Origin of the sequence: Vibrio tubiashii (assembly GCF_028551255.1) — a bacterium.
GTDB classification, from domain to species: Bacteria; Pseudomonadota; Gammaproteobacteria; order Enterobacterales; family Vibrionaceae; genus Vibrio; species Vibrio tubiashii_B.
Genome location: NZ_CP117029.1, coordinates 1082458 through 1104367, shown reverse-complemented (window position 1 = coordinate 1104367; position 21910 = coordinate 1082458). Strand labels below are relative to the sequence as shown.

Annotated in this window: 15 protein-coding genes; 8 read left to right on the top strand and 7 right to left on the bottom strand. The window is 46.5% G+C overall.

The window, feature by feature from the left end; all coding sequences use genetic code 11:
* The first annotated feature begins 64 nt into the window (after window positions 1-64).
* The gene (locus LYZ37_RS05005; RefSeq protein WP_272786743.1) at window positions 65-757 is read left to right on the top strand and encodes a pseudouridine synthase; all 693 of its coding nucleotides are present in this window, start codon (window positions 65-67) and stop codon (window positions 755-757) included.
* A gap of 255 nt (window positions 758-1012) precedes the next feature.
* Here the strand turns inward: LYZ37_RS05005 and aspS are convergent, their stop codons facing one another.
* Window positions 1013-2788 carry an aspartate--tRNA ligase gene (gene aspS, locus LYZ37_RS05000; protein ID WP_272786742.1) on the bottom strand — a complete coding sequence of 592 codons (1776 nt, stop codon included), beginning with the start codon at window positions 2786-2788 and terminating at the stop codon, window positions 1013-1015.
* Between the two features lie 275 nt (window positions 2789-3063).
* Here aspS and LYZ37_RS04995 point away from each other — a divergent pair, with 275 nt between their 5' ends.
* The 6 genes from LYZ37_RS04995 to LYZ37_RS04970 all read left to right on the top strand — a co-directional run bounded on the left by LYZ37_RS04995 (window position 3064) and on the right by LYZ37_RS04970 (window position 9410).
* Window positions 3064-3930: a DUF72 domain-containing protein gene (locus LYZ37_RS04995; RefSeq protein WP_272786741.1), complete on the top strand. Its 867-nt coding sequence runs from the start codon at window positions 3064-3066 to the stop codon at window positions 3928-3930.
* Window positions 3931-4039: 109 nt separating this feature from the next.
* On the top strand, window positions 4040-4777 hold the full coding sequence (gene cmoA / locus LYZ37_RS04990; RefSeq protein ID WP_004744321.1) for a carboxy-S-adenosyl-L-methionine synthase CmoA: 738 nt from the start codon (window positions 4040-4042) through the stop codon (window positions 4775-4777).
* Window positions 4778-4949: 172 nt separating this feature from the next.
* Entirely contained in the window at window positions 4950-5921 is a 972-nt protein-coding gene (gene cmoB, locus LYZ37_RS04985) for a tRNA 5-methoxyuridine(34)/uridine 5-oxyacetic acid(34) synthase CmoB (protein WP_272786740.1), read from the top strand.
* Window positions 5922-6151: 230 nt separating this feature from the next.
* Complete coding sequence (locus tag LYZ37_RS04980; protein ID WP_272786739.1) at window positions 6152-6898, top strand: ATP-dependent zinc protease family protein; 747 nt, start codon at window positions 6152-6154, stop codon at window positions 6896-6898.
* Between the two features lie 14 nt (window positions 6899-6912).
* A complete protein-coding gene (locus LYZ37_RS04975) occupies window positions 6913-8418 on the top strand; it encodes an inactive transglutaminase family protein (protein WP_272786738.1) in 1506 nt (501 codons plus the stop codon).
* Window positions 8419-8420: 2 nt separating this feature from the next.
* Entirely contained in the window at window positions 8421-9410 is a 990-nt protein-coding gene (locus tag LYZ37_RS04970) for an alpha-L-glutamate ligase-like protein (protein ID WP_004744325.1), read from the top strand.
* Window positions 9411-9467: 57 nt separating this feature from the next.
* On the opposite strand, the gene LYZ37_RS04965 is transcribed toward LYZ37_RS04970, so the two are convergent.
* Genes LYZ37_RS04965 through LYZ37_RS04955 form a run of 3 tightly spaced genes read right to left on the bottom strand, consistent with a single transcriptional unit; the run spans window position 9468 to window position 14162 of the window.
* The gene (locus tag LYZ37_RS04965) at window positions 9468-11102 is read right to left on the bottom strand and encodes a GMC family oxidoreductase (RefSeq protein ID WP_272786737.1); all 1635 of its coding nucleotides are present in this window, start codon (window positions 11100-11102) and stop codon (window positions 9468-9470) included.
* Window positions 11089-12654, bottom strand: a complete 1566-nt coding sequence (locus tag LYZ37_RS04960) for a long-chain-fatty-acid--CoA ligase (protein ID WP_272786736.1) — start codon at window positions 12652-12654, stop codon at window positions 11089-11091. The genes LYZ37_RS04965 and LYZ37_RS04960 overlap by 14 nt, the downstream gene beginning before the upstream one ends.
* Before the next feature lie 38 nt (window positions 12655-12692).
* Window positions 12693-14162: a coniferyl aldehyde dehydrogenase gene (locus LYZ37_RS04955; protein ID WP_420794627.1), complete on the bottom strand. Its 1470-nt coding sequence runs from the start codon at window positions 14160-14162 to the stop codon at window positions 12693-12695.
* A gap of 174 nt (window positions 14163-14336) precedes the next feature.
* Here LYZ37_RS04955 and LYZ37_RS04950 point away from each other — a divergent pair, with 174 nt between their 5' ends.
* Window positions 14337-15371: an AraC family transcriptional regulator gene (locus LYZ37_RS04950; protein WP_272786734.1), complete on the top strand. Its 1035-nt coding sequence runs from the start codon at window positions 14337-14339 to the stop codon at window positions 15369-15371.
* A gap of 43 nt (window positions 15372-15414) precedes the next feature.
* Here LYZ37_RS04950 and mukB read toward each other — a convergent pair whose 3' ends face one another.
* From mukB to mukF, 3 genes are read right to left on the bottom strand one after another with little or no spacing between them, the layout of a single operon-like run.
* Window positions 15415-19872: a chromosome partition protein MukB gene (gene mukB, locus LYZ37_RS04945; RefSeq protein WP_272786733.1), complete on the bottom strand. Its 4458-nt coding sequence runs from the start codon at window positions 19870-19872 to the stop codon at window positions 15415-15417.
* Window positions 19869-20594: a chromosome partition protein MukE gene (mukE, locus tag LYZ37_RS04940; RefSeq protein ID WP_272786732.1), complete on the bottom strand. Its 726-nt coding sequence runs from the start codon at window positions 20592-20594 to the stop codon at window positions 19869-19871. The genes mukB and mukE overlap by 4 nt, the downstream gene beginning before the upstream one ends.
* Entirely contained in the window at window positions 20575-21909 is a 1335-nt protein-coding gene (gene mukF, locus LYZ37_RS04935; protein ID WP_004744331.1) for a chromosome partition protein MukF, read from the bottom strand. The genes mukE and mukF overlap by 20 nt, the downstream gene beginning before the upstream one ends.
* Window position 21910: the final 1 nt, after the last annotated feature.

Genomic DNA, 21910 nt, shown 5'->3' with positions numbered 1-21910 from the left:
CTTATTCCGCATCTCGTTAAAAGTTTTACCCACACTTCGTTTACATTTTTGCAAGGTAGTTAACATGTCGCCACGTTCACAACGTGACTCTAAACCCTCTTCATCACGTCGCGGGAATTCCGGTTTTAAACGTCCCTCTTCAGCGAAAGGAGTGAATAAACATTCCTCTAAAAATCGTAGAAAACCGACGAGCACTAAACCCAAAATCGCACCGGAAGATCGTAAGGTCATCGTGTTCAATAAGCCTTATGACACTCTAAGCCAATTCACTGATGGTGATGGCAGAAAAACCTTAGCCGACTTTATTACCGTCAAAGATGTTTACGCCGCAGGTAGACTTGATAGAGATAGCGAAGGCCTATTAGTTCTGACCAATGATGGCATCTTGCAAGCCAAGCTGACTCAACCTACATCTAAATCACCAAAGACTTATTGGGTGCAAGTAGACGGCGCACCGTCAGAGTCAGACTTAGACAAGCTCCGAAAAGGCGTGGAGCTAAAGGATGGCATGACACTTCCGGCCAAAGTTGAAGTAATGGCAGAGCCTCAAGTGTGGGAACGCAACCCACCGGTTCGCTTCAGAGCCAACATTCCAACCACATGGCTATCGATCACCATTATTGAAGGCCGCAACCGCCAAGTGCGCCGCATGACCGCTAATATTGGCTTCCCTACTCTACGATTGATTCGTTATTCGATGGGAAACGTGACGCTAGGTGACTTACAGCCAGGTGAGTGGAAAGAGATCGAAATTTAGAAAGTCAAAAGTTACAGAGATTCCTTACTCGTTCATTCTTCTCTCTAAGGAATGACAAGTCTCAGCCACCTGTCATCCTCAAGAATGAGGGACGAATGAGTTGGGGATCTCTTGAAGCAAATCGAAAACCTTTGGAGATTCCCTACTCGCTCCTGCGTCTCTCTATGGAATGACACGCTTGCTTACCTCACAAAACAAAAAACGGCGCTTCAATTGAAGCGCCGTTTTTATTTAGCATTTAGCTAGAAGTAAGAATTAATCTTCTTTCTTCTCTGCTGCTTTCACTGCAATCGCTAGCTCTTCAAGCGCCGCTGGGTTAGCAACACTTGGTGCGTCTGTTAGTAGACACGCCGCCGCGGTTGTTTTAGGGAACGCGATAACATCACGGATGTTCTCTGTACCACATAGCAGCATCACTAGACGGTCAAGACCGAATGCTAGACCTGCGTGAGGAGGCGTACCAAACTTCAGTGCATCCAGCAGGAAACCAAACTTAAGCTGCTGCTCTTCTGCATCGATACCTAGAATATCGAACACGGCTGCTTGCATCTCTGCATTGTGGATACGAACTGAACCACCACCAACTTCATAGCCGTTTAGAACCATGTCGTATGCGTTTGAGTTCGCTGCTGCTGGGTTTGCTTTTAGCTCTTCTGCATTCACGCCTAGAGGTGATGTGAATGGGTGGTGCATCGCGTGCAGGTTGCCTTCGTCATCTTCTTCGAACATTGGGAAGTCAACAACCCATAGCGGTGCCCATGCGTTTTCATCTGTTAGCTCTAGATCTTTACCTAGTTTCAGACGTAGCGCACCCATTGCTTCCGCAACTGTGTTTGCTTTGTCTGCGCCGAATAGAATGATGTCGCCTGACTCAGCTTGAGTGCGATCTAGGATGCCGTTGATAACATCTTCACTTAGGAATTTAGCCACTGGAGATTGGATACCTTCCATGCCAGCTGCGCGGTCGTTAACCTTCATCCAAGCTAGACCTTTCGCTCCATAGATACCTACGAACTCACCGTAGCTGTCAATTTGCTTACGAGTTAGCTTAGCACCACCTGGTACGCGAATGACTGCAACACGACCTTTTTCATCGTTTGCAGGGCCTGAGAATACTTTGAATTCTACGTCTTTTACTAGATCGGCAACATCAACGAGCTCTAGTGGGTTACGTAGGTCTGGCTTATCGCTACCGAAACGACGGATCGCTTCAGAGAATGGCATTACTGGGAAATCACCTAGGTCTACGTTTAGTAGCTCTTGCCACATATCGCGAACCATTTTCTCAGTGGTTGCACGAACTTCGTCAGCCGTCATGAATGACGTTTCGATATCGATCTGAGTGAATTCTGGCTGACGGTCAGCACGTAAGTCTTCATCACGGAAACACTTAACGATTTGGTAGTAACGGTCAAAACCAGACATCATTAGCAGCTGTTTGAATAGCTGCGGAGACTGTGGAAGTGCGTAGAAGCTACCTTTGTGAACACGGCTTGGCACCAAGTAGTCACGTGCGCCTTCTGGCGTCGCTTTAGTCAGTACTGGCGTTTCAATGTCTAGGAAACCATTGTCATCTAGGAAACGACGAACAAAGCTAGAAGCTTTAGCACGCAGCTTGATGCGATCGCTCATTTCAGGGCGACGCAAGTCTAGGTAACGATACTTTAGACGCTGCTCTTCAGAGTTTTTCTGGTTGAAGTCTAGTGGTAGAACATCTGCGCGGTTGATGATCTCAAGACCTTTAGCGATGATCTCAACTTCACCCGTTGCCATATCTTTGTTTACTTGGCTATCTGGGCGAACACGTACTTCACCAGTTAGCTTGATACAGAATTCATTACGCAGCGTGTTAGCCACTTCGTACGCATCAGCCATATCTGGATCGACAACAACCTGAACAACGCCTTCACGATCTCGCATATCGATAAAAATAAGACCGCCTAAATCACGACGACGGTTAACCCAGCCGCAAAGTTCTACAGTTTGTCCTGCAAGGGACTTGTTCAGGTGACCACAGTAATGGGTACGCATAATGAATTTCCCAATCTCTTAAAATTTGTTGATTACTATCTATCGGTGTTAAGTTTACCGATAGAGCAAAGTTCCATTTATACGCTGAAAGTGGGTCGAGATCGACTACCTAGCGTACAATTTATTGCGATTTATCATCTATTGATGCTTTTTAAACCAACAAAGGCGTAAAACAGCAGCAATATGAAAAAATTGGCGCTGATTATAGCCCTAATCTGGGTGGTTCGGCAAAACTCTCATTCAACCGATTCAAACTAGAGAATGTAGCAGCGAATATGGACAGTTTACCCATCAGACTCGGACTCACTATGTGGTCACACAACAATTGGCAACAGAGCTTTTATGGCAGTGGCACCAAGCCAAATGAAAGATTGGAAAAATACGCCAGTGTTTTTCATACGGTAGAAGGAAACACGACCTTTTACGCCACACCAAACAGTGTCACGGTCAACAACTGGCGAGCGGCAACGCATGATGATTTTCGTTTTACCTTCAAACTGCCGCAAAGCATCACCCACCAACAAATGCTGCGTGGTTGTCAGGCTGAGCTAAAAAGCTTTATGGCGATTATGGAGCCACTGCATGAGCGTATCGGTCAGTGGACAATACAACTGCCTGCTGCCTTTGGTCCTGAACACCTAGAAAGCCTCAAACAATTTTGTACTCTGTTTCCACCTCACTACCCTATTGGTATTGAAGTTCGTCATCCCGCTTTTTTTGCTAAAGGCGATGCTGAAAAAGCGCTCAATGCTTGGCTCATTGAGCAAGGGTACGATCGCATCATCATGGACAGTCGCCCTGTCTTTGCTGCTAAGCCAGACAATGAAGCCATTATCGACGCCCAGCAAAAGAAACCAAAAGTGCCCGTTCATGCCATTGCAACGTCAGACAACCCTATGATTCGCTTTATCGGCCATCCTCAGGAAGAGAAAAACTATGACTTCTTTACCCCTTGGCTGAGTAAAATTCCTCAGTGGATCGAACAAGGTAAACAGCCTTATGTGATGATTCATACAGCGGATAATATCGTCGCGCCCGAACTCGCCGCTCATCTCTATAAACAGTTGCAAGAAAAGGTAAAACTGCCCGACTTAAATGACTTTCCTGCGGTAGATGGCAACACACAGATACAGATGTTTTAGTCCATCTATGCTCAATACATGACAGAGGCGCGAAATTCACATAAAATACGCGCCTTTTTAATGGCTGTAGACTTGAGAGCACGGCCTCTCACGTTGAGAGAACTGAGTTATGAACCCTAAGAGCAATCCAGATACTATTTTTTCGGCTCCAATCGATAAAATTGGGGATTTCACCTTCGACGAACGTGTTGCGGAAGTTTTTCCAGACATGATTCAACGCTCAGTACCCGGCTACAGCAATATTATTTCTGCTATCGGCATGCTGGCTGAACGCTTTGTAAAGCCGCATTCCAATATCTATGACTTAGGCTGTTCTCTTGGGGCGGCGACTCTTTCTATGCGTCGTCACATCAATCAAGAAGGCTGTCAGATTATCGCCGTTGATAACTCTTCAGCGATGGTTGAGCGATGCAAGCTACACGTTAACGCTTATCGTAGCGATACGCCTGTTGATGTGGTTGAAGCAGACATTCGCGATATCGAAATCGACAATGCTTCTGTGGTCGTACTTAACTTTACGCTTCAGTTCCTATCACCAGAAGATCGCTACACCTTGCTCGAAAAGATCTACGCAGGTCTTCGCCCTGGTGGGATCTTGATTCTTTCAGAGAAGTTTGTTTTTGAAGATCAGGTATCGAATGAGCTGCTGATCGATTTACATCACGACTTTAAACGTGCCAACGGCTATAGCGAGCTAGAAATCAGCCAAAAGCGTAGCGCGATTGAGAATGTGATGCGCCCAGACTCGAAAAAAGAGCACAAAGAGCGCTTCGCTAAAATCGGCTTTAGCAGCTACGATGTCTGGTTCCAGTGCTTTAACTTTGGTTCGATGTTCGCGATAAAATAGCGAGAAGCACACGCGGCTTGCTCTCATTAGGACGTCATCCTCAAGAGAGAGGAACGAGCGAGTTGGGGATCTCTTATCAAAAAAGATAAAAACCGAGATTCCCTATCACGTTCGTCCCTCACTGTAGGGAATGACAAACTTGACTTTTACACCACAAAATCAGTGAAAAACTATGTTTAACTTTGCCAATTTTTATCAGTTAATTGCCTCAGACACACGTCTTCAACCTTGGCTGAATGTCTTACCTCAACAGCTAACAGATTGGCAAAACGCAGAACATGGTGATTTTGGTCGCTGGCTAAAAGCGCTTAATAAAATCCCAGAAGGCCATCCAGACCAAATCGATATTAAAAATGCGGTTGTACTGGCTAACGATACCCCTTTTCATAGCGGCGAACTAAAAAAGCTCGAAAGTCTACTGCGCACTTTCCACCCTTGGCGTAAAGGCCCATACACGGTTCATGGTATTCATATTGATACTGAGTGGCGCAGTGACTGGAAGTGGGATCGAGTGTTACCTCATATCTCTCCACTCAAAAATCGCAGCGTGTTGGATGTTGGCTGTGGTAATGGCTACCACATGTGGCGCATGCTAGGTGAAGGTGCTCGACTGACTGTTGGCATTGATCCTTCACACCTGTTTCTGATCCAATTCGAAGCCATTCGTAAATTAATGGGTGGCGACCAGCGTGCACACTTGTTACCACTTGGCATCGAGCAACTACCTAAGCTCGAAGCGTTTGATACTGTATTTAGCATGGGTGTGCTTTATCACCGCTGTTCACCGCTTGATCATCTTATCCAACTGAAGAACCAGTTGGTTTCTGGTGGTGAACTGGTACTTGAAACACTGGTCATTGAAGGTGATGAAACTTCAGTACTTGTTCCAGTGGACCGCTATGCTCAAATGCGCAACGTCTACTTCTTCCCATCAGCGAAAGCACTCAAAGTCTGGCTAGAAAATGTTGGCTTTGAAAATGTGCACATTGTGGATGAGAACGTGACAACCACAGGTGAACAACGAACAACTGAGTGGATGACACACAATTCACTGCCTGACTACTTAGACCCGAACGACCCGACAAAAACAGTCGAAGGTCACCCTGCTCCTCGCCGAGCGATATTAGTAGCAACTAAGCCATAAAATAGTCGCGAATTGACAGAGAGTTAACTCAACTCACGCGGGAAATCATTTCGCGGACACGCAATCCCCAATACAATACCAAGGATGCATCGCATCCTTGTTTTTTTAAGCGTTAATCCTCTTTAAATCGTTTTATTGAGAATCTGACACAATTCGCTGCTTGTTTGTGACAAATTTATTACGCTAAACTTCTTATTTATCTATTGTTTTAATTACTTTCAGGTTTATCAATGTTGACAAGATTTACCCCTATCGTGGCACTTATGTTGCTGTCTGGTTGTACGCTTACAAATAGTGAGCAATACCACCAAGAAACGTTAGCCGCCATTCAAGCTTCAGAAACAAATCTAACCAACCAATATACAAACCTAAACTTACAGTTAAGTAATCAGTCTGACTATATAGAAAGTCTCGAAGACCAAGTTCATGAACTTGAGAAAAAACTCGCGGCATTCAAATCAGAAGCATTAGAAGAAGTGCGTAAAAAGCCAGACCCAGTTGTCATCCCTGCTGCTGCACCTGTTGAAGCGACACCAAGTCATGAAATCGTGTTAGGTGAAGTTGAGAAAGTCACGATTGACTCAATCAAACAGTCTTTTGATGCCCGAGTCGATACAGGCGCGGCAACGTCTTCACTCAACGCTGTTGATATCGAGCAATTTGAGCGCAATGGCAAAAATTGGGTTCGTTTCCACCTCTCTGATGGAGAGAAAGAACTCAACGACACAAACTGGATCGAAGCACCAATCCTACGCTTTGTAAAAATCCGTCAGTCAACGAACGAAGAAGTCGAACGTCGCGCGGTTGTTGAATTGTGGGTCAAACTCGGAAAAATCCATGAAAAAGCGCAATTTACCTTGGCAGATCGCTCGCAAATGAGTCATCCTGTACTCTTAGGTCGCGAGTTTATCCGTGATATCGCAGTGGTTGATGTAAGTAAAAAATACATACACACGGAAGTTCCTCAGAAACAATAAGGTAGCGTAGGCTTATGACGTCCAAAATTCCTTTTTATATATCAGTTGCGTTAATCATTGCAGCTGGTATTGCTTTAAGCATCTTTCGTCACCAAAACTACGGTGTTCCATGGACACCAGGTGAAACTCGACAAGTTTGGGATATCGAAGCGCGTATCGAGTTTACTGGCCAAGGCAAACCAGTAAAAGCCTCTTTGGCAGCACCTCACACCCAAACTGGTTTTACCCTGATTAATGAATCTTCTTCTTCGCCAGGTTACGGTGTCTCTTATATTCAAACAGACACTGGACGCCGAGCGGAATGGTCTATCCGCAATGCGACGGGACCACAAACCATCTACTACAAAACTCAATTCCTTGTTGACCCTCAAGCAAATGTTGAGCCTATCGCACCGAACGACGAGATTAACCCTCCTACGTTCGATGGCCCTGTTGAAGCTGCTGCAATCGCTCTCATTGAGCGTGCGAACGAACGTTCTGCTGACGATATCACTTTCACACGTGAGCTGATTAAATCGCTCAATGACTCAGACAGTCAAAACGCTTCTCTGATTCTCAACCGTATGTCGAAAGTTGATGCCGTCGATAAGATCCTTGCTTACGCGAAAATCCCGAGCAAGGTGGTGGGTGTTATCGAGCTGGAAGATGGTCGTCGTCGCCAAACAATTCAGCAAATGAACCAAGTTTGGAATGGTGAAAACTGGATCTTATTTAATCCGAATAACGCTAACCAAGTGATCAAAGAGAATATCCTTGTTTGGGATGAATCTAACGTGTCACTGCTTGATTTGATCGGCGGTCAAAACAGCCAAGTGCATTTCTCAATGATTGCGCAAGATGTGACACCATCACAAGCAACTCAAGATAAAGTAGAAGCTGACGGGCTACTTAACTTCTCAATCCATAGCCTGCCACTTGAAGAACAAGCCATGTTTAAAACCATCATGCTTATTCCGATTGGTGCGCTTATCGTTGTTTTCTTACGAGTAATTATTGGCTTGAAAACCTCTGGTACCTTCATGCCAGTCCTTATTGCTGTCGCGTTTGTACAGACACAACTAGTCACAGGTATTGTCGGCTTCCTACTGATTGTCGGCACAGGCTTAGTTATTCGTAGTTATCTCTCCAAGCTTAACTTGTTGCTCGTGGCGAGGATCTCAGCAGTAATTATCACGGTAATTATGATCATCTCGGTCTTTACCGTTGTTGCGTTCAAGATTGGCCTGACTGAAGGTCTATCGATTACCTTCTTCCCTATGATCATTCTTTCTTGGACGATTGAGCGTATGTCGATTCTTTGGGAAGAAGAAGGGGCGAAAGAAGTGGTGCTTCAAGGTGGCGGATCACTGCTTACCGCTGTATTGGTTTATCTCGCAATGACAAACCCATTCATTCAGCACCTTACGTTTAACTTTATTGGCCTACAGTTGATTGTCTTAGGTGGCATTCTACTATTAGGTACTTACACAGGTTATCGCCTAACTGAGCTTCGTCGCTTTAAACCACTTGCGGAGGACTAAACATGTTTTCACGTTTTACCTCGCAATTTACAACCCCTGGTAAGCTTCACCATAAAGGGATTATGGGGATGAACCAGCGCAACCACAGTTACATTGGGCGGTATAATGACCGCTCAAAGTACCCACTGGTTGATGATAAGCTCAAAACTAAGATCATTGCCCAACAACATGGCGCGACCACACCAGAATTGATAGGCGTGATCAGTAGCCAAGTTGAAGTAAAAACCATTCATAAGATGGTTAAAGATTGGCCGGGTTTTGTTATCAAGCCTGCTCAAGGGAGTGGTGGTAAAGGTATTCTGGTAATCACATCACACAAAGATGGCGTTTATACCAAACCTTCTGGCGCGACGATTAATCAAGAAGATGTCGAACGCCATATCAGTAACGCACTGGCCGGGCTTTTTTCGCTTGGTGGTAAAAATGACGTAGCCGTGGTTGAAAACTTAATCAAGTTTGACGACTGTTTTGACGGCTTTAGTTATGAAGGTGTACCAGACGTGCGTATCATTGTTTTCAAAGGCTACCCTGTGATGGCGATGATGCGTTGTTCTACTGCCGCTTCAGACGGCAAGGCTAACTTGCACCAAGGCGCAGTGGGTGTCGGTATTGATATCGCAACAGGACGCGCGGTTAGAGCGGTTCAGTTTGACCAACCGATCACCCACCATCCAGACACTGGCAAAGAGCTTGCTACACTTCAAGTCCCACACTGGGAACGCTTATTAACTTTGGCCTCTAGCGCTTGGGAAATGACAGGTCTTGGTTATATGGGTACCGATATGGTGCTCGATAAAGAAGAAGGGCCAATGGTACTTGAACTCAATGCTCGTCCGGGTCTGGCAATTCAAATTGCTAATGGCGCTGGTTTGTTGCCAAGGCTTCATCACATTGAAAACTTAGGTCTGGGTATCGAATATCCAAAACCTGCTGAACGTGTCGCTTATGCGGCGAGGCAATTTGGTATCTTCGCCAAAGAAGTGACTAGCTAAACCTCTAATAACAAAAACCCGCGACAAGCGGGTTTTTTAATCGCCTTAGTTCAACGATTAAGCCAAACACTCGCCAGTATGCTCCTTGCACAAGCCGTATTTTAACTTAATTTTATCCGCCACTTTTTCGGCAATCATTATCGTCGGTGCATTGGTGTTTCCACCGATTAAAGTGGGCATAACTGAGGCATCAACCACTCTTAAGCCCTCTAATCCGTACACACAAAGTTGATTGTCTACCACAGCGAGTGGGTCTTGCTCTGTCCCCATTTTACAGGTCCCGACGGGATGATATTGAGTGTCAGCGCGATTACGAATATCTTGCTCTATCGCCTTATCATCAATTGCATCGACAGGATAGAAGTTGTCTCCTCGAACATCATCAAACGCCTCGCTTTCTAACATTTGATGCTGTTTTTTCCACGCCTTAATCATGACAGGCATATCATCAGGGTGACTAAAAAACGCGGGATCAATTCGCGGAGAGTCGTACGGGTCTGCGCTTCTTAGTTTCACCGTGCCTTTGCTCTTAGGCCGCAGCAAGGTGATATGGCTACTGAATCCATGACTTAAGTGGATTTTCCTAGCATGGTCGTCAACCACAGCGACAACGAAAACAAATTCAACATCCGGAATTTTCACATCATCATCAGAACAAAAGAACCCTATTCCCTCAGCATAATTGCTGGTTAGTTTTCCGCTCCGATGACGCCGCCATTCAGGAAGCGCCTTGCTCATCTCCGCGGCCATTTGAAGTGATATACCAAACGTCGACTTCTTTGCACTGCATTTGTAGGAATGAATCAGGTCAATATGATCCTGCAAGTTCTCACCGACACCAGATAGCTCATGAACCTGATAAATACCGTGTTTGTCCAACTCTTGCTTCGGACCCACACCGGAAAGCAATAGGAGTTGTGGCGAACCAAATGCGCCAGCCGAAAGGATCACTTCTTTGCGGCACCTAATCTGGAATCGTTTTCCCGCTAAGCCATACTCCACCCCAATCGCACGCTTATCGCGAAACAAGACTTTATGTGTCGTGGCTTTAGTCACTACCGTCAGATTGGGGCGAGATAGATTGGGAGTAAGGTAGGCTTTGGCGGCACTACAACGCTCACCATTGAGTTGAGTCACTTGGGTGGCCATCGCGCCAAGCTGATCTGAGCCGTTGATGTCTTTGTTACGCGGCACACCGACCGACTCACAAGCCTGTAGATACTTCTCTAGCATCTCACTTGGACAACGCAGATCAGCAACATTCAGCGGTCCACCTTGACCATGAAACTCATCATTATGGACTTCGTTATGTTCGGCTTTTTTGAAGTAAGGTAAACACTCATCATAGCTCCAGCCTTCGTTGCCTAAGCTTGCCCACAAATCATAGTCATAGCGGTGTCCACGGGCATACATCATGGCGTTAATTGAGCTAGAACCACCCAATGTTTTTCCCCGTGGCTGATAACCTTTGCGTCCATTGAGCCCCGGCTGCGCTACTGTTTCGAATCCCCAGTTATTGTATTTTGTCGGCATCATGGCAACCATACCAACCGGAGTATGGATAAAGGGGCTGGTGTCTTTACCACCAGCTTCCAACAGGCAAACACTGGTATTGGGGTCTTCGGACAGACGAGCTGCTAGTACGCAACCCGCGGAGCCGCCACCAACAATAATGAAATCATAACTGTCCATCCACCAGTTCCTCGACACTAAGTGGGTGAAGTTCGCGTTTAAGAATCTTTCCTGTTGCCGTCATTGGTAACGAAGCTCGGACAAAGACTCGGCGCGGATACTTGTAATCTGCTAACTGCTCTTTTGCCCAAGCGACCAGTTGTTCTCCACGAACATCGGAACTGTCGCGTAAAACGACGTGAGCATGAATCTCCTCACCTAAAACATCATCCTGCTCACCAACAACGGCGACCATTTCAACCTCAGGGTGACACATGAGCACTTCTTCAATTTCACGTGGGTAGACATTGTAACCACCACGAATGATCATATCTTTGACTCGATCGACAATGAACAGATTACCGTGCTCATCAAGTCGGCCAATATCACCAGAGAAGAACCAGCCGTCTTTTAGCGCTTCTTCGGTCGCTTGAGGTCTTTGGTAGTAGCCTTTCATCACGCTTGGGCTCTTAATGCAAATCTCACCCAGTTCTCCTGTCGCGAGTTTCTGACCTAGGCTATCGACTATCTTAACCATATGCCCACAAAGAGGCTGGCCGACACTACCGGGTAAGCGTTCACTATCTAAATGGTTAAAGGTAGCCACAGGCGCTGTTTCAGACAGCCCATACCCTTCCAAAATTGGCACCTCAAATCGTGATTCAAACTGGCGCAACACTTCTACCGGTAAAGAGGCCCCACCTGAGGCACTGAGTCGCAAGCTGTTTTTAACTTGTTCACAATGCTCTGGTAACTGCTCTCCTGCTTTGAGTAGGGCGATATACATGGTTGGTACCCCAGCAAAGATAGTGACACCATGCTCGACGATTTCCTCTAGCACTGATTTTGGTTCAAATCTTGGGATCAGCACCATATCCGCACCCGTCAATACCGCCGCATTCATCATCACGGTTTGCCCGAAACTATGGAACAGTGGCAGGGTTAACATAGTGGTGTCACCATGCTCTAATCGAAGCAGGTATTGCGATGACATGGCATTAGTCATCATATTGGTATGAGACAGTTCAGCGCCCTTTGGCTGTCCTGTTGTTCCTGAGGTATACAAAATGACAGCCGTATCATCTCCATCACGGCAAACTGACTCGAACTCAGTGGCTTCGCTTTGCAGCCAGTGATTAAAGTTGTCTCCGCTGCTTTGGTTGGTCGCTGCCATTGGCACAAAATGCAAACAAGACTCCACCTGTTCAAAACCGGCTCGACCATATTCACCAATGGGAAGTTCTGGGGTGCCTTCAAAACACAAGTAAGCTTTGGCATCAGAATCTTGTAGGTGATATGCCACTTCTCGTGATTTGAACAGCACATTGAGAGGAACAACCACACAACCCGCTTTTAAAATTCCATAGTATGCGATTGGGAAGTAGATAATGTTAGGACACGAAAGCGCCACTTTATCTCCAGTTTCAAGCCCAAGCTGTTTCAATTGGAAAGCGACTTTACTGGAGAGCTGATCAAACTCTTGGTAGCTCAGCGACTGTGCGCCCATTTGTAAAGCACGTTTATTTGGAAACAGCGCAGCACTGCGCTCTAGGTTGACAGCAAGGTTATGCATCCATGTTCTCCTCTAGCTAGTTAGCCAACTTATCGATGTTACTTAGTTTGATTTTTTAATGTAGGGTCCGGTTTACCAACGAAAAATCGAACCGCCAATTTTTGAATGGGATTGCCGTATGGGGGCGCAAACAACTCAATTGGAAACCACTTACGCATCTGAAATACACTGCGCGCATGGCTAAGCTCTCTGAACCCTTCTTCACCGTGATAGTTACCCATGCCAGAGTTGCCCACTCCGCCAAATGGTACCGAGTGATTCAGTACATGCCATCCCCAATCATTGATCGTCACGCCACCGCTATGGGTTCGAGTAAGCAAGATTTCACGCTGTTGCTGGTCATGACTAAACAAATAGCAAGCCAGAGGTCTTGGACGCTGCGTAATATAATCAATGACTTGTTCTATGTTCTGGTAGCCATGCACAGGAAGAAGTGGGCCAAAAATCTCTTCTTGGCAGATGCGCATCTCTGGGGTTAATTGGGTAGCAATATACAAAGGTGTTTTACGCCCTTCCCCATCCTCTAAGCACTGAGTAATAACCGCCCCCTTTTCACGGGCGTCATCTAGCAACTCATGGAAGCGTTGCGTCTGAGCATCATCAACCAGCGAGGTATAGTCATGATTTCCTTCAATAGTGGTGTACATTTCTTTGTGCGCATGGGACACCGCAGCGACAAGCTGGTCAACTTTCTCTTCGGGCACAAAGGCATAGTCAGGTGCAATACAGATCTGCCCAGAGTTGAACCCTTTACCATGAGCGATACGCTGTGCTGCCTGCTCGATATCGTAATCATCAAAAACAACAACAGGAGACTTGCCACCTAGCTCCAAAGTAACCGGAGTTAGGTTCGCTGCCGCGTTCGCCATGATGACTTTGCCGCTCTTAGGTGAACCAGTAAAAATGAGATGATTGAACGGAAGGTTCGAAATTTCCATCGCTTGAGGGTGATTACCCTCGACAATACGGACGATGTTGGTTGAATAGATCTCACTAAGAAGCTGAGTAAGCACTTTAGTGGTTGCAGGACAGTTCGGCGGCATTTTAATCATGCAACGGTTGCCTGCCGCGAGCGCGGTAATCAATGGGCCAACAGAGAGATAAATTGGGAAATTCCAAGGGCAGATAATCCCCACCACACCTTTTGGCTGGTATCTCACCTCTAGCTTATTACCTTTGAATAACCATTCCGTTGGACGCCTGCTAGGCTTCATCCACTTGCCGATATGACTTAATACATGATTAATATCCAGTATCGGCGCGAGAACATCCGCCATAATCGATTCGGTATGACTGCGTCCGCCAAAGTCTTCACTCATCGCGTCCGCTAACACATCTTGGTAGCGTGAAAGCTGTTTCTTAAGGGCTTTTAAACGCTGTTTTCTTACCGCTAAACTTGGTAGCGGTTCTTTTTTGTATCCCAGTTGAAGTTCATTAAACCAAGCTGTCAGTTCACCTTCCGGACTATCGCAGTGCTGTGTCTCTTGCTCGGCTAAATTGGTTGTCATCATGTTCATCTGAGGTACCTCGCTTATCTCAATGGCTCATTACAACATTTCATTAACATCATGCACAGGTGTGAGAAAGACATAAATCGGTGAAATTCGGACACGAATAACAGACCTAGTCAAATCATTGCGCTATAAATAAGCATGAAACTCGCATCACATTAAGGAAGGGAAATGGAGTATAGCGCGGTTTATGAACCCGACATGCAGGCATTTGGTATTCTTGACGTGCAACTACTGACAAGATATCTAGAAAACCAGATCCCGGTCGAGGAACTGCTTGAAGGAAGTGGTATATCGCTTGCCGAGCTTTATTGCCCTGAAACACATATCACCCTCGCCCAAAAGTTGATCATTTTCAGTAATGCAGTGAGCCTATCCAACGAGCCCGATCTGGGCTTAAAAGTCGGTCAACAGGCGCGTTTCAGTGACTTTGGTGTTCTGGGTTATGCCGCCTTTAGCAGCAGCACTTTACTCGACGCTTTATTGCTTGGTTTCAAATATCTACGCCTTGCCGGCCCCGTGCTGAGAAAGAAAATGTGGATTGAACAAGATCGCGGTTACTTTCGCGCCGAGCAACTGATCGACCTCGATTCACTGCTGCCTTTTTGCTGTGAGTATTGGTTTGCCGCAATTCAAAACCTGTGTGAAGAAGTCATGCAGCAGCCCTTTCCTTCTTATGTGCTTAAATTCCCATACCCTAAACCAGAATATGGCGACGCCTACAACGAACTGTTTCGCTGCCAAATCGAATTCGATTGCCAAGAGCTAGAATGGGAGTTTGACGCGAGTAGCTTGCACGACCCGCTACCATCAGCGAATGCCATGACACTACAGATGTGTTTGAAGTCTTGCGATGAGATGTTAGCGAAAGTCAGCAGCACACCAAGCTTAAAAGAGAAGATTACTCAGATGTTTGTCGAAAGTCCGGGCAACTACCCCTCCATCGAAACGCTTTCAACCCAGCTCGGTATGTCATCTCGAACACTAAGGCGACACCTAAAAGCTGAACAAACAAGCTACCAACAACTCCTCGACCACGTTCGTTTTCATCTGGCTAAACACTACCTTGTTTCAACAGGCTTAAACATTGAAGAAATTTCCGAGCGGATAGGTTTTTCTGACAGTGCCAATTTCCGCCATGCGTTTCGCAGATGGAGTGGTTACTCGCCAAAACAGTTTCGAAACCAAGCGATTACCACTAAATAAAAATGCCCGCTAAGTTAGCGGGCATTTACCATTTGGCTTGTGTTTATAGCTCTTCAACGAGTTGTTGAACTTCGCTAGCGGCCTTTTTCTCCTGACCAAAGCCTCTCAAGCCTACCACGTGTACATGCTCGTGATCTTTAAACACTTTACGTACTAGCTTGTAGGTGGTGCCTTTTTCAGGGCTGATATTCTCTGGTGCGGCAATCAGAAGCTGCATGTCTAGGCGGTCACACAGTTCAAACAAGGTCGATATCGACTTAGCATCCAGACGAGCGGCCTCATCAAGGAACAACAGACGACAAGGAACAATGTCTTTACTACGCAGACGACGCGACTCTTCTTCCCAGCTCTGTACCACCATAAGAAGAATCGATTGACCTGTACCGATCGCTTCACCCGTAGATAGCGCACCGGATTCTGCTTGTAGCCAACCATCTGAACCACGGTTAACTTCAACGCTCAGCTCTAGGTAGTTACGGTAATCGAGAAGTTCTTCACCCAACACCTGTGGAGAGCGCTGTCCCATATCAATATGTGGGTTAACGCGCTGGAACAACTTAGCCATAGCTTCCGAGAAGGTGTAGCGAGGCGATTCGAACAAGTCTTTATGCTGCTCTTGTTGCGCTGACAAGCCATTGAGAAGCACTTCGTGACTCTCACGAATCTTCACGTTTAGACGTACACCTTTCACCTGACCAAACGAGATGTTTGACAGACCTTGGTTGAGCATACGAATGCGGTTTTGCTCTCGCTGAATCGTCTTCTTAATAATGCTCGCCACAGACTCTGAGCTGATTGCTAATCGGTTTTCACGCTGAGTCAGCTCTTCCGTGAGTCGAGCCAGCTCAACTTCCATCTCTTCAATCGCTTCAACCGGGTCATCGGTACGGATAATATCTTGACGGATACGCTCACGTAGATGTTGGTAAACGGCAATATAGAACAGAACTTTGCGCTCTGGTCGCGCATTATCTTCAGAGAGGCGAAGCGCATCACGTAGGTCTTCGTTATCGGCCACAGCCAGGCGAAGCGCACCGAGTGACTTATCTGACATCGAGCGTAATTCGTTATCAGACATGTAAGCCAGTTCGCGCTTATGCAGGCGACGTTCAACATCGTTCTCACGCGCCAAACGCAGCACCGAGCACCAACCCGCTTTCGCAGCTACAACGAAAGTACGCAGTTCAACGTACTCTTTCTGAACCTTCTTCAAACGCTTAGCTAGCGACTTCATCTCAAGTTCTGTAGACGTAATCGTACGCTCATATTCACTCTTACGTGAACGAGACGTATGTAAGCGCTCCTGAAGCTCATCACGGCGACGCATAGCACGTTCTGCCGCACCTTCATCAGCCGTCACACCGTATTCTTGAAGCTCTTGTTTGAACTCCTGAACCGTTTCTAGCTTGGCTTGATGTGAGCTTTTCAGTGATGCCAATACTTGGTTGTATTGGTTCATTTGACCTTGTGCTTGCTTAAGCTCATCACGAGAACGAGTACGCGCGCGTTCTGCTTCAACTAACTTCGCTTTTAGCTGATCGCTTAGCTCACTGCTTTGGTTGAGCAAATCAACCGAGTCAGAGTAAGCAAAATAGTGGCGACGCTCGACAAGATCAGACAGGGCAAAGATTTGTTTCTTCAGCTGCTGAAGTTTTTGGTCAGCCGCTTGATATTCAGCTTCTAGCGCATCAAATTGTTCTGGGTCAGCATCCAGTGCTGAAACGATCTTCTCTAGCTCAGCAATGGCTTTGCCATGATTGGTAACGAATGACTTGGCTTCGGTTAACTTAGCAAGATTCTGTTCCAACTCTTCAAATTGAGCCGATAGTGCATCATCTTCAATCAACGCCATGTTCGGTGCAATTTTATCCAGCGACGCTAAGGCTTGTTTGCTGCCAAGTAGTTGGCTGCGCTGCTGTTGCTCTTTAGCGTCAAGATCAGCCAGAACGCGTACAAGCTGATTGCGCTTGTCACGAATGGTCGCCAGAGCTTGTTCAGGGTCAGCTTCAAATGCCACCTGAATATGTTTCGCAACAAAGCTGTTGAACGCTTGGTACATACGCTGAAGTTTTTGCGAGTCGAACGCCGCTTTAGCGTGCTCTTCAACCACTTCTTCACGTTCGTTACGTAGTAGCTCTAAACGCTGTTCACGCGCAGCACGACCAAACAAAGGAATCTCTGGTAAACGTGAGTAACGCATTTGGCGGTCGTTCATACGCACACATACTGCGCCTTCAAGCTCTTCTGCATCGAACGAACTGTCATCAAACGCATCGACATCACCTTCAATGATGTAAAGGTCTTCAGGACAGTCATCCAATTCCACCAGCTTCTCTTCAATGCCAGATAGATCGGATACAACGATCGCATGACGTGCAGGGCCGTACATAGCACTGAAATATGGCGCGTCACCAATGGTGATATCGTCATAAATTTCAGACAGTAACACGCCACCAAGCGTATCGGCTAGCCCTTTCAAACGTGGGTCATTAGAGCCACCAGGAGAAGCTAAACGCTCAATTTCACCTTCAAGCTGAGTGCGGCGCTCTGACAACTTATCTTTAGCAACAGACTGCTTCTTCTCTTCTTCTAGCACAACCTGCATATGACTCATAACAGACTGGCTATCGTAGAGGTCAGCACCACTTTGCTCGCGCAGAGACTCAAGTGCATCGTGCGCCGCAATCCAAGTTGGCGCGATAGCCTCTAGCTTTTTGATTTCTGCAGAAGCGTCTTGCTCTAGGCGGCGCTGTTCACTGCGCTGCTCACGAACCTCTTCTTGAGACATCTCTAGTGATTCAATTTGCATCGCATGGCGTTCACGCTCTTGCTCAAAGGTCAGTTCATCAATCAAATCAACATGGTGCTGCTTTTGATATTCGCCAACCAGTTCTTGAGTCTGACGCTGCTTATGTAAACGACGTTCAACATCGCGATGCTGCGCGCGCCACTGCTGTTCATTTTGAACTAGCTGCTGGGCTTCTCGACCTTGAGCGATGGCCGCTTTCGCTGACTGAGACGCTTGGTTACGTTCCACATTGCCAACAATGCTCTTAACCAGTTTTAATGCTGTTTCAAACTGCTCTGCCGCAGCAGATGACATATCAAGCTTGTGCTTAGTGGCCAGCAGTTCATTGGTGCTTTGCGCTTCGTTATCTTTTAGCTGTGCAACCAAAGCCTGAGCTGATTCTGGTGTTAGATCTTCGTTTTGCAAAAGCTGCTTGGCTTTTTCTAATGCCTGTACCGCTTGTTGGTATTGCAGCGCACGAGTCTGCTGCACATCCAATGCCTGTTGGTAATCGGCAAGCTGAGTCTTCAAGCTATCGACTTCTTCCTCAGAAACCGTCGCTTGTTCTTCAACCATAAGCACACGTTCTTGTGCTTCTTCTACTACCATCATCTGCTCTTCAAGGCGTCCTTGAAGCTCTTCAAGATCTTCTTGGTAGCGTTCGATTTTCTCTTGCTGACGCAATGCGTTTTGCACTAGCTGCAAGTGGTCTGAAGCGGCTTGATAGTCTTGCTCTAGTGACGACTCAGACTCAACCAGTAGCTCTAGCTCTTCTTGGACGCGGTTGAGCAGGTTGTTTTGTTCTAGCAAAGTTTCACGCGAGCTAAACAGCTCAGAGCGCAGTGACAAGGTCTGCTCAAGTTTGTTGCGACGATCATTAGCATGGCGCATGTAATCCGCCGCCACATAGTTAGTCGACTCGGTGATCAGATGTTTAAACAAGTCGCGATCAGCCTGAGTGGTTTTAATCGCCTCAAGTGTCATGCGGTTTTCACGCAGCGCTGATTCCATATCTTGGAACGCTTTTTTAACACCGCCATTTTGTGGCAAGAGGTAGTCGCGAAGTGAACGAGTAATCGCACTTGAGATACCACCGTACAGCGATGCCTCGATCAGACGATAGAACTTAGAGCGGTCGCTAGAGTTGCGTAGTTTTTTCGGAATAACGCCGAACTCAAACATTTGAGAGTGGTAATCGACAATCGAAGAGAAGGCTTTGAATTGTACGCCTTCAATTTGGCCGATCGACTCTTTGACCTCGTTGATCTGGCGAACACGAGCTTGAGTATCTGAAACGCTTTCGATCAACACATCTGTCGGTTTGATATGGCTTGGTAAGCCTTGAATCACAAACGGCTTGATGTCGACTTTCTTGTCTCGACCCGCGACCTGTTGCAGCTTAACGGCAAACAGCAAACGTTGATTACGTGAATTCACGACATCGAGTGCAGCGTAACAAGCACCGGCTTGTAATTTACCGTACAGACCTTTATCGCGAGAAGATTGGCTACTACCCGCTTCCGTTGTATTACGGAAGTGAAGCAAGGTTTGATCGGGAATCAAAGCAGTAATAAACGCAGCCATAGTCGTCGACTTACCTGCACCGTTACCACCAGAAAGTGTGGTGACTAGCCCATCGATATCAAAAGTACGCGCAAAAAAGCCGTTCCAGTTGACCATGGTTAGCGATTGATATTTACCTCTTTCAATCATGCTTCACCCTCTTCCATCATTTCTTGTTCAGCGCTATCGTCGCTGTCAGTTTGTTCTAGTAAGCTACCTTGGCTTGGCTCTTTAGTATGCACAACCGCTTCACCATCACGGATTAGGCGCAGCTGCGCTTCACGCATATCGTCACCAACTCGTACATCAGCACCAAAGCGGAAAACCGACTCACTGATGCTAAATTTGCCGGTTTCACCAATATTGATGATCATACCTAGGCGGCGCAAACGGCGCAGCGAGGTACGGACTTTTTCAAAAAGCTTCTCTTTGTCTAAATCAGAGCCAGTTGCACGATTGGTCACTAGCTTCATTAGCTTTTCTTCATCGGCAAGGGCCAATAGCTCTTCATACAGCTCTTGGTTAGTAAAGATACCTTCATGTGCCAAACGTTCTGGGCTTAGGTAAAGGAAACACAATACCTTACCTACCAGCATATCAAGCTCTGAAAGCACACTACGACCAATCAGAGACGTAGAACGCGGTCGCAGATAGAAAAAGCCTTCTGGCGCTTTTACAAGTTCCGTGTTGTAGCGTTGATAGAAAGAGGACAACTCAACTTCGAAGTCTGACAACAATGCATGGTTATCAAGATCTTCGCTTGAGATATGACGCCCTGCTCGCAGCATACTGTCTAGTGCTGGGAACAGAGGGTTTGAAATTGCTTTTGCCAGATTATCTGACATGTATTCATTAATATCGGTCGATGACATTTGCTTGTACCTTTGCACCAAATTCGTTGATCGCTTGCCAATCTGGTTGAATGGCTTGGTAGTCAGACTCTGAGTAGCCTAAACGTACCGCTTGGTCGATAACAATTCGTGCTAAATCAAAATGATGAGTTTGCGGATGCTGTGCTAGGTAATCACGTAGCACTAAGCCCAGATCGATAGGCGCCCCTTGCTCTTTATGAACTTTAAGCATGCCTGCAATACGATCTGACAATTCATCATTGACCTGTTGGAACTCTTCGTATTCCACTTCTAGTGGTACTTGGCCGGTAACTTCATCATCTCTCAGTACCAAGGCCTCATCACGAAGATCGGTTAAGCGCTCGGCATCTGCGTAAGTCAGGTACCAAGGCATATCGAAATACTCTTTGACGGATTGACGTAGACGCGAACTGAATGCTCGGTTCTTGTCCATATCAATCGCGGTTCGAATAAATTTGTGAACGTGGCGGTCATAACCGATCCAAAGATCGATCGCTTGCTGACCCCAACTGGTGATGCGATCAAGCTTCATTTGCAGACCAAACAGGGTTTCTGCGATGAACTCAAGCTCATCATCACCATAAACCAGTTCTTGAATATCAAGAATTTGCGTCTGTAGCTCGTCGCCTGCGGCTTGAAGCGTATCTTGCAGCTCTTTGAGGGTATTAGATGTCTCAGAAAGCAACGCTTCACAGTTGTTGATGGCGTCGCGCCAGTCTTTGTTTAACAGTTCGGCAATCTGAATCTTAACCGACTGCTGCTGCTCATCCATCACACGCTGGTTCAGATCGATCTGATCGAAGATCTCTCCCACTGAGTACTTAAGCACACCATAGACGTTCTTACGCCAATGACCTGGCGTTCCGCCCTGACGCGCAGACTCAATCGCCTTCGACATTTCGTCTGCAACCATTGAAAGCTGGATCGAGAGCTTAAGTTTGGAGAACTCGCGATGTCGGACGTAGTAATCGGTAATCCCTATCGCAAGTGGTGACAGGCGATAGATACTGGCTCCATCGGTCACTTCACTGGTAAAACGGCTAATCAGTCGTTGTTTGACCATTTCGTTAATCGCGTTGTTAGCGCGAAACGCCGACGCGTCACCCGTTTCTTCAAATAATCGGGTAACAATGGTAAACGCATCATGCAATTCACCTTCACCCAATTCTTCATCGAACCTTTCATTACTGAGCACAGCGATAGCGATTAGAAATGCCAGTCGCTCTGTTGTCAGGTTCAATGAGAAATCATGCTGCTTTACCCAACCGACCAATTCATCGATCGGCTGCTCAGCATTTAGAGTCATCTCACTCATT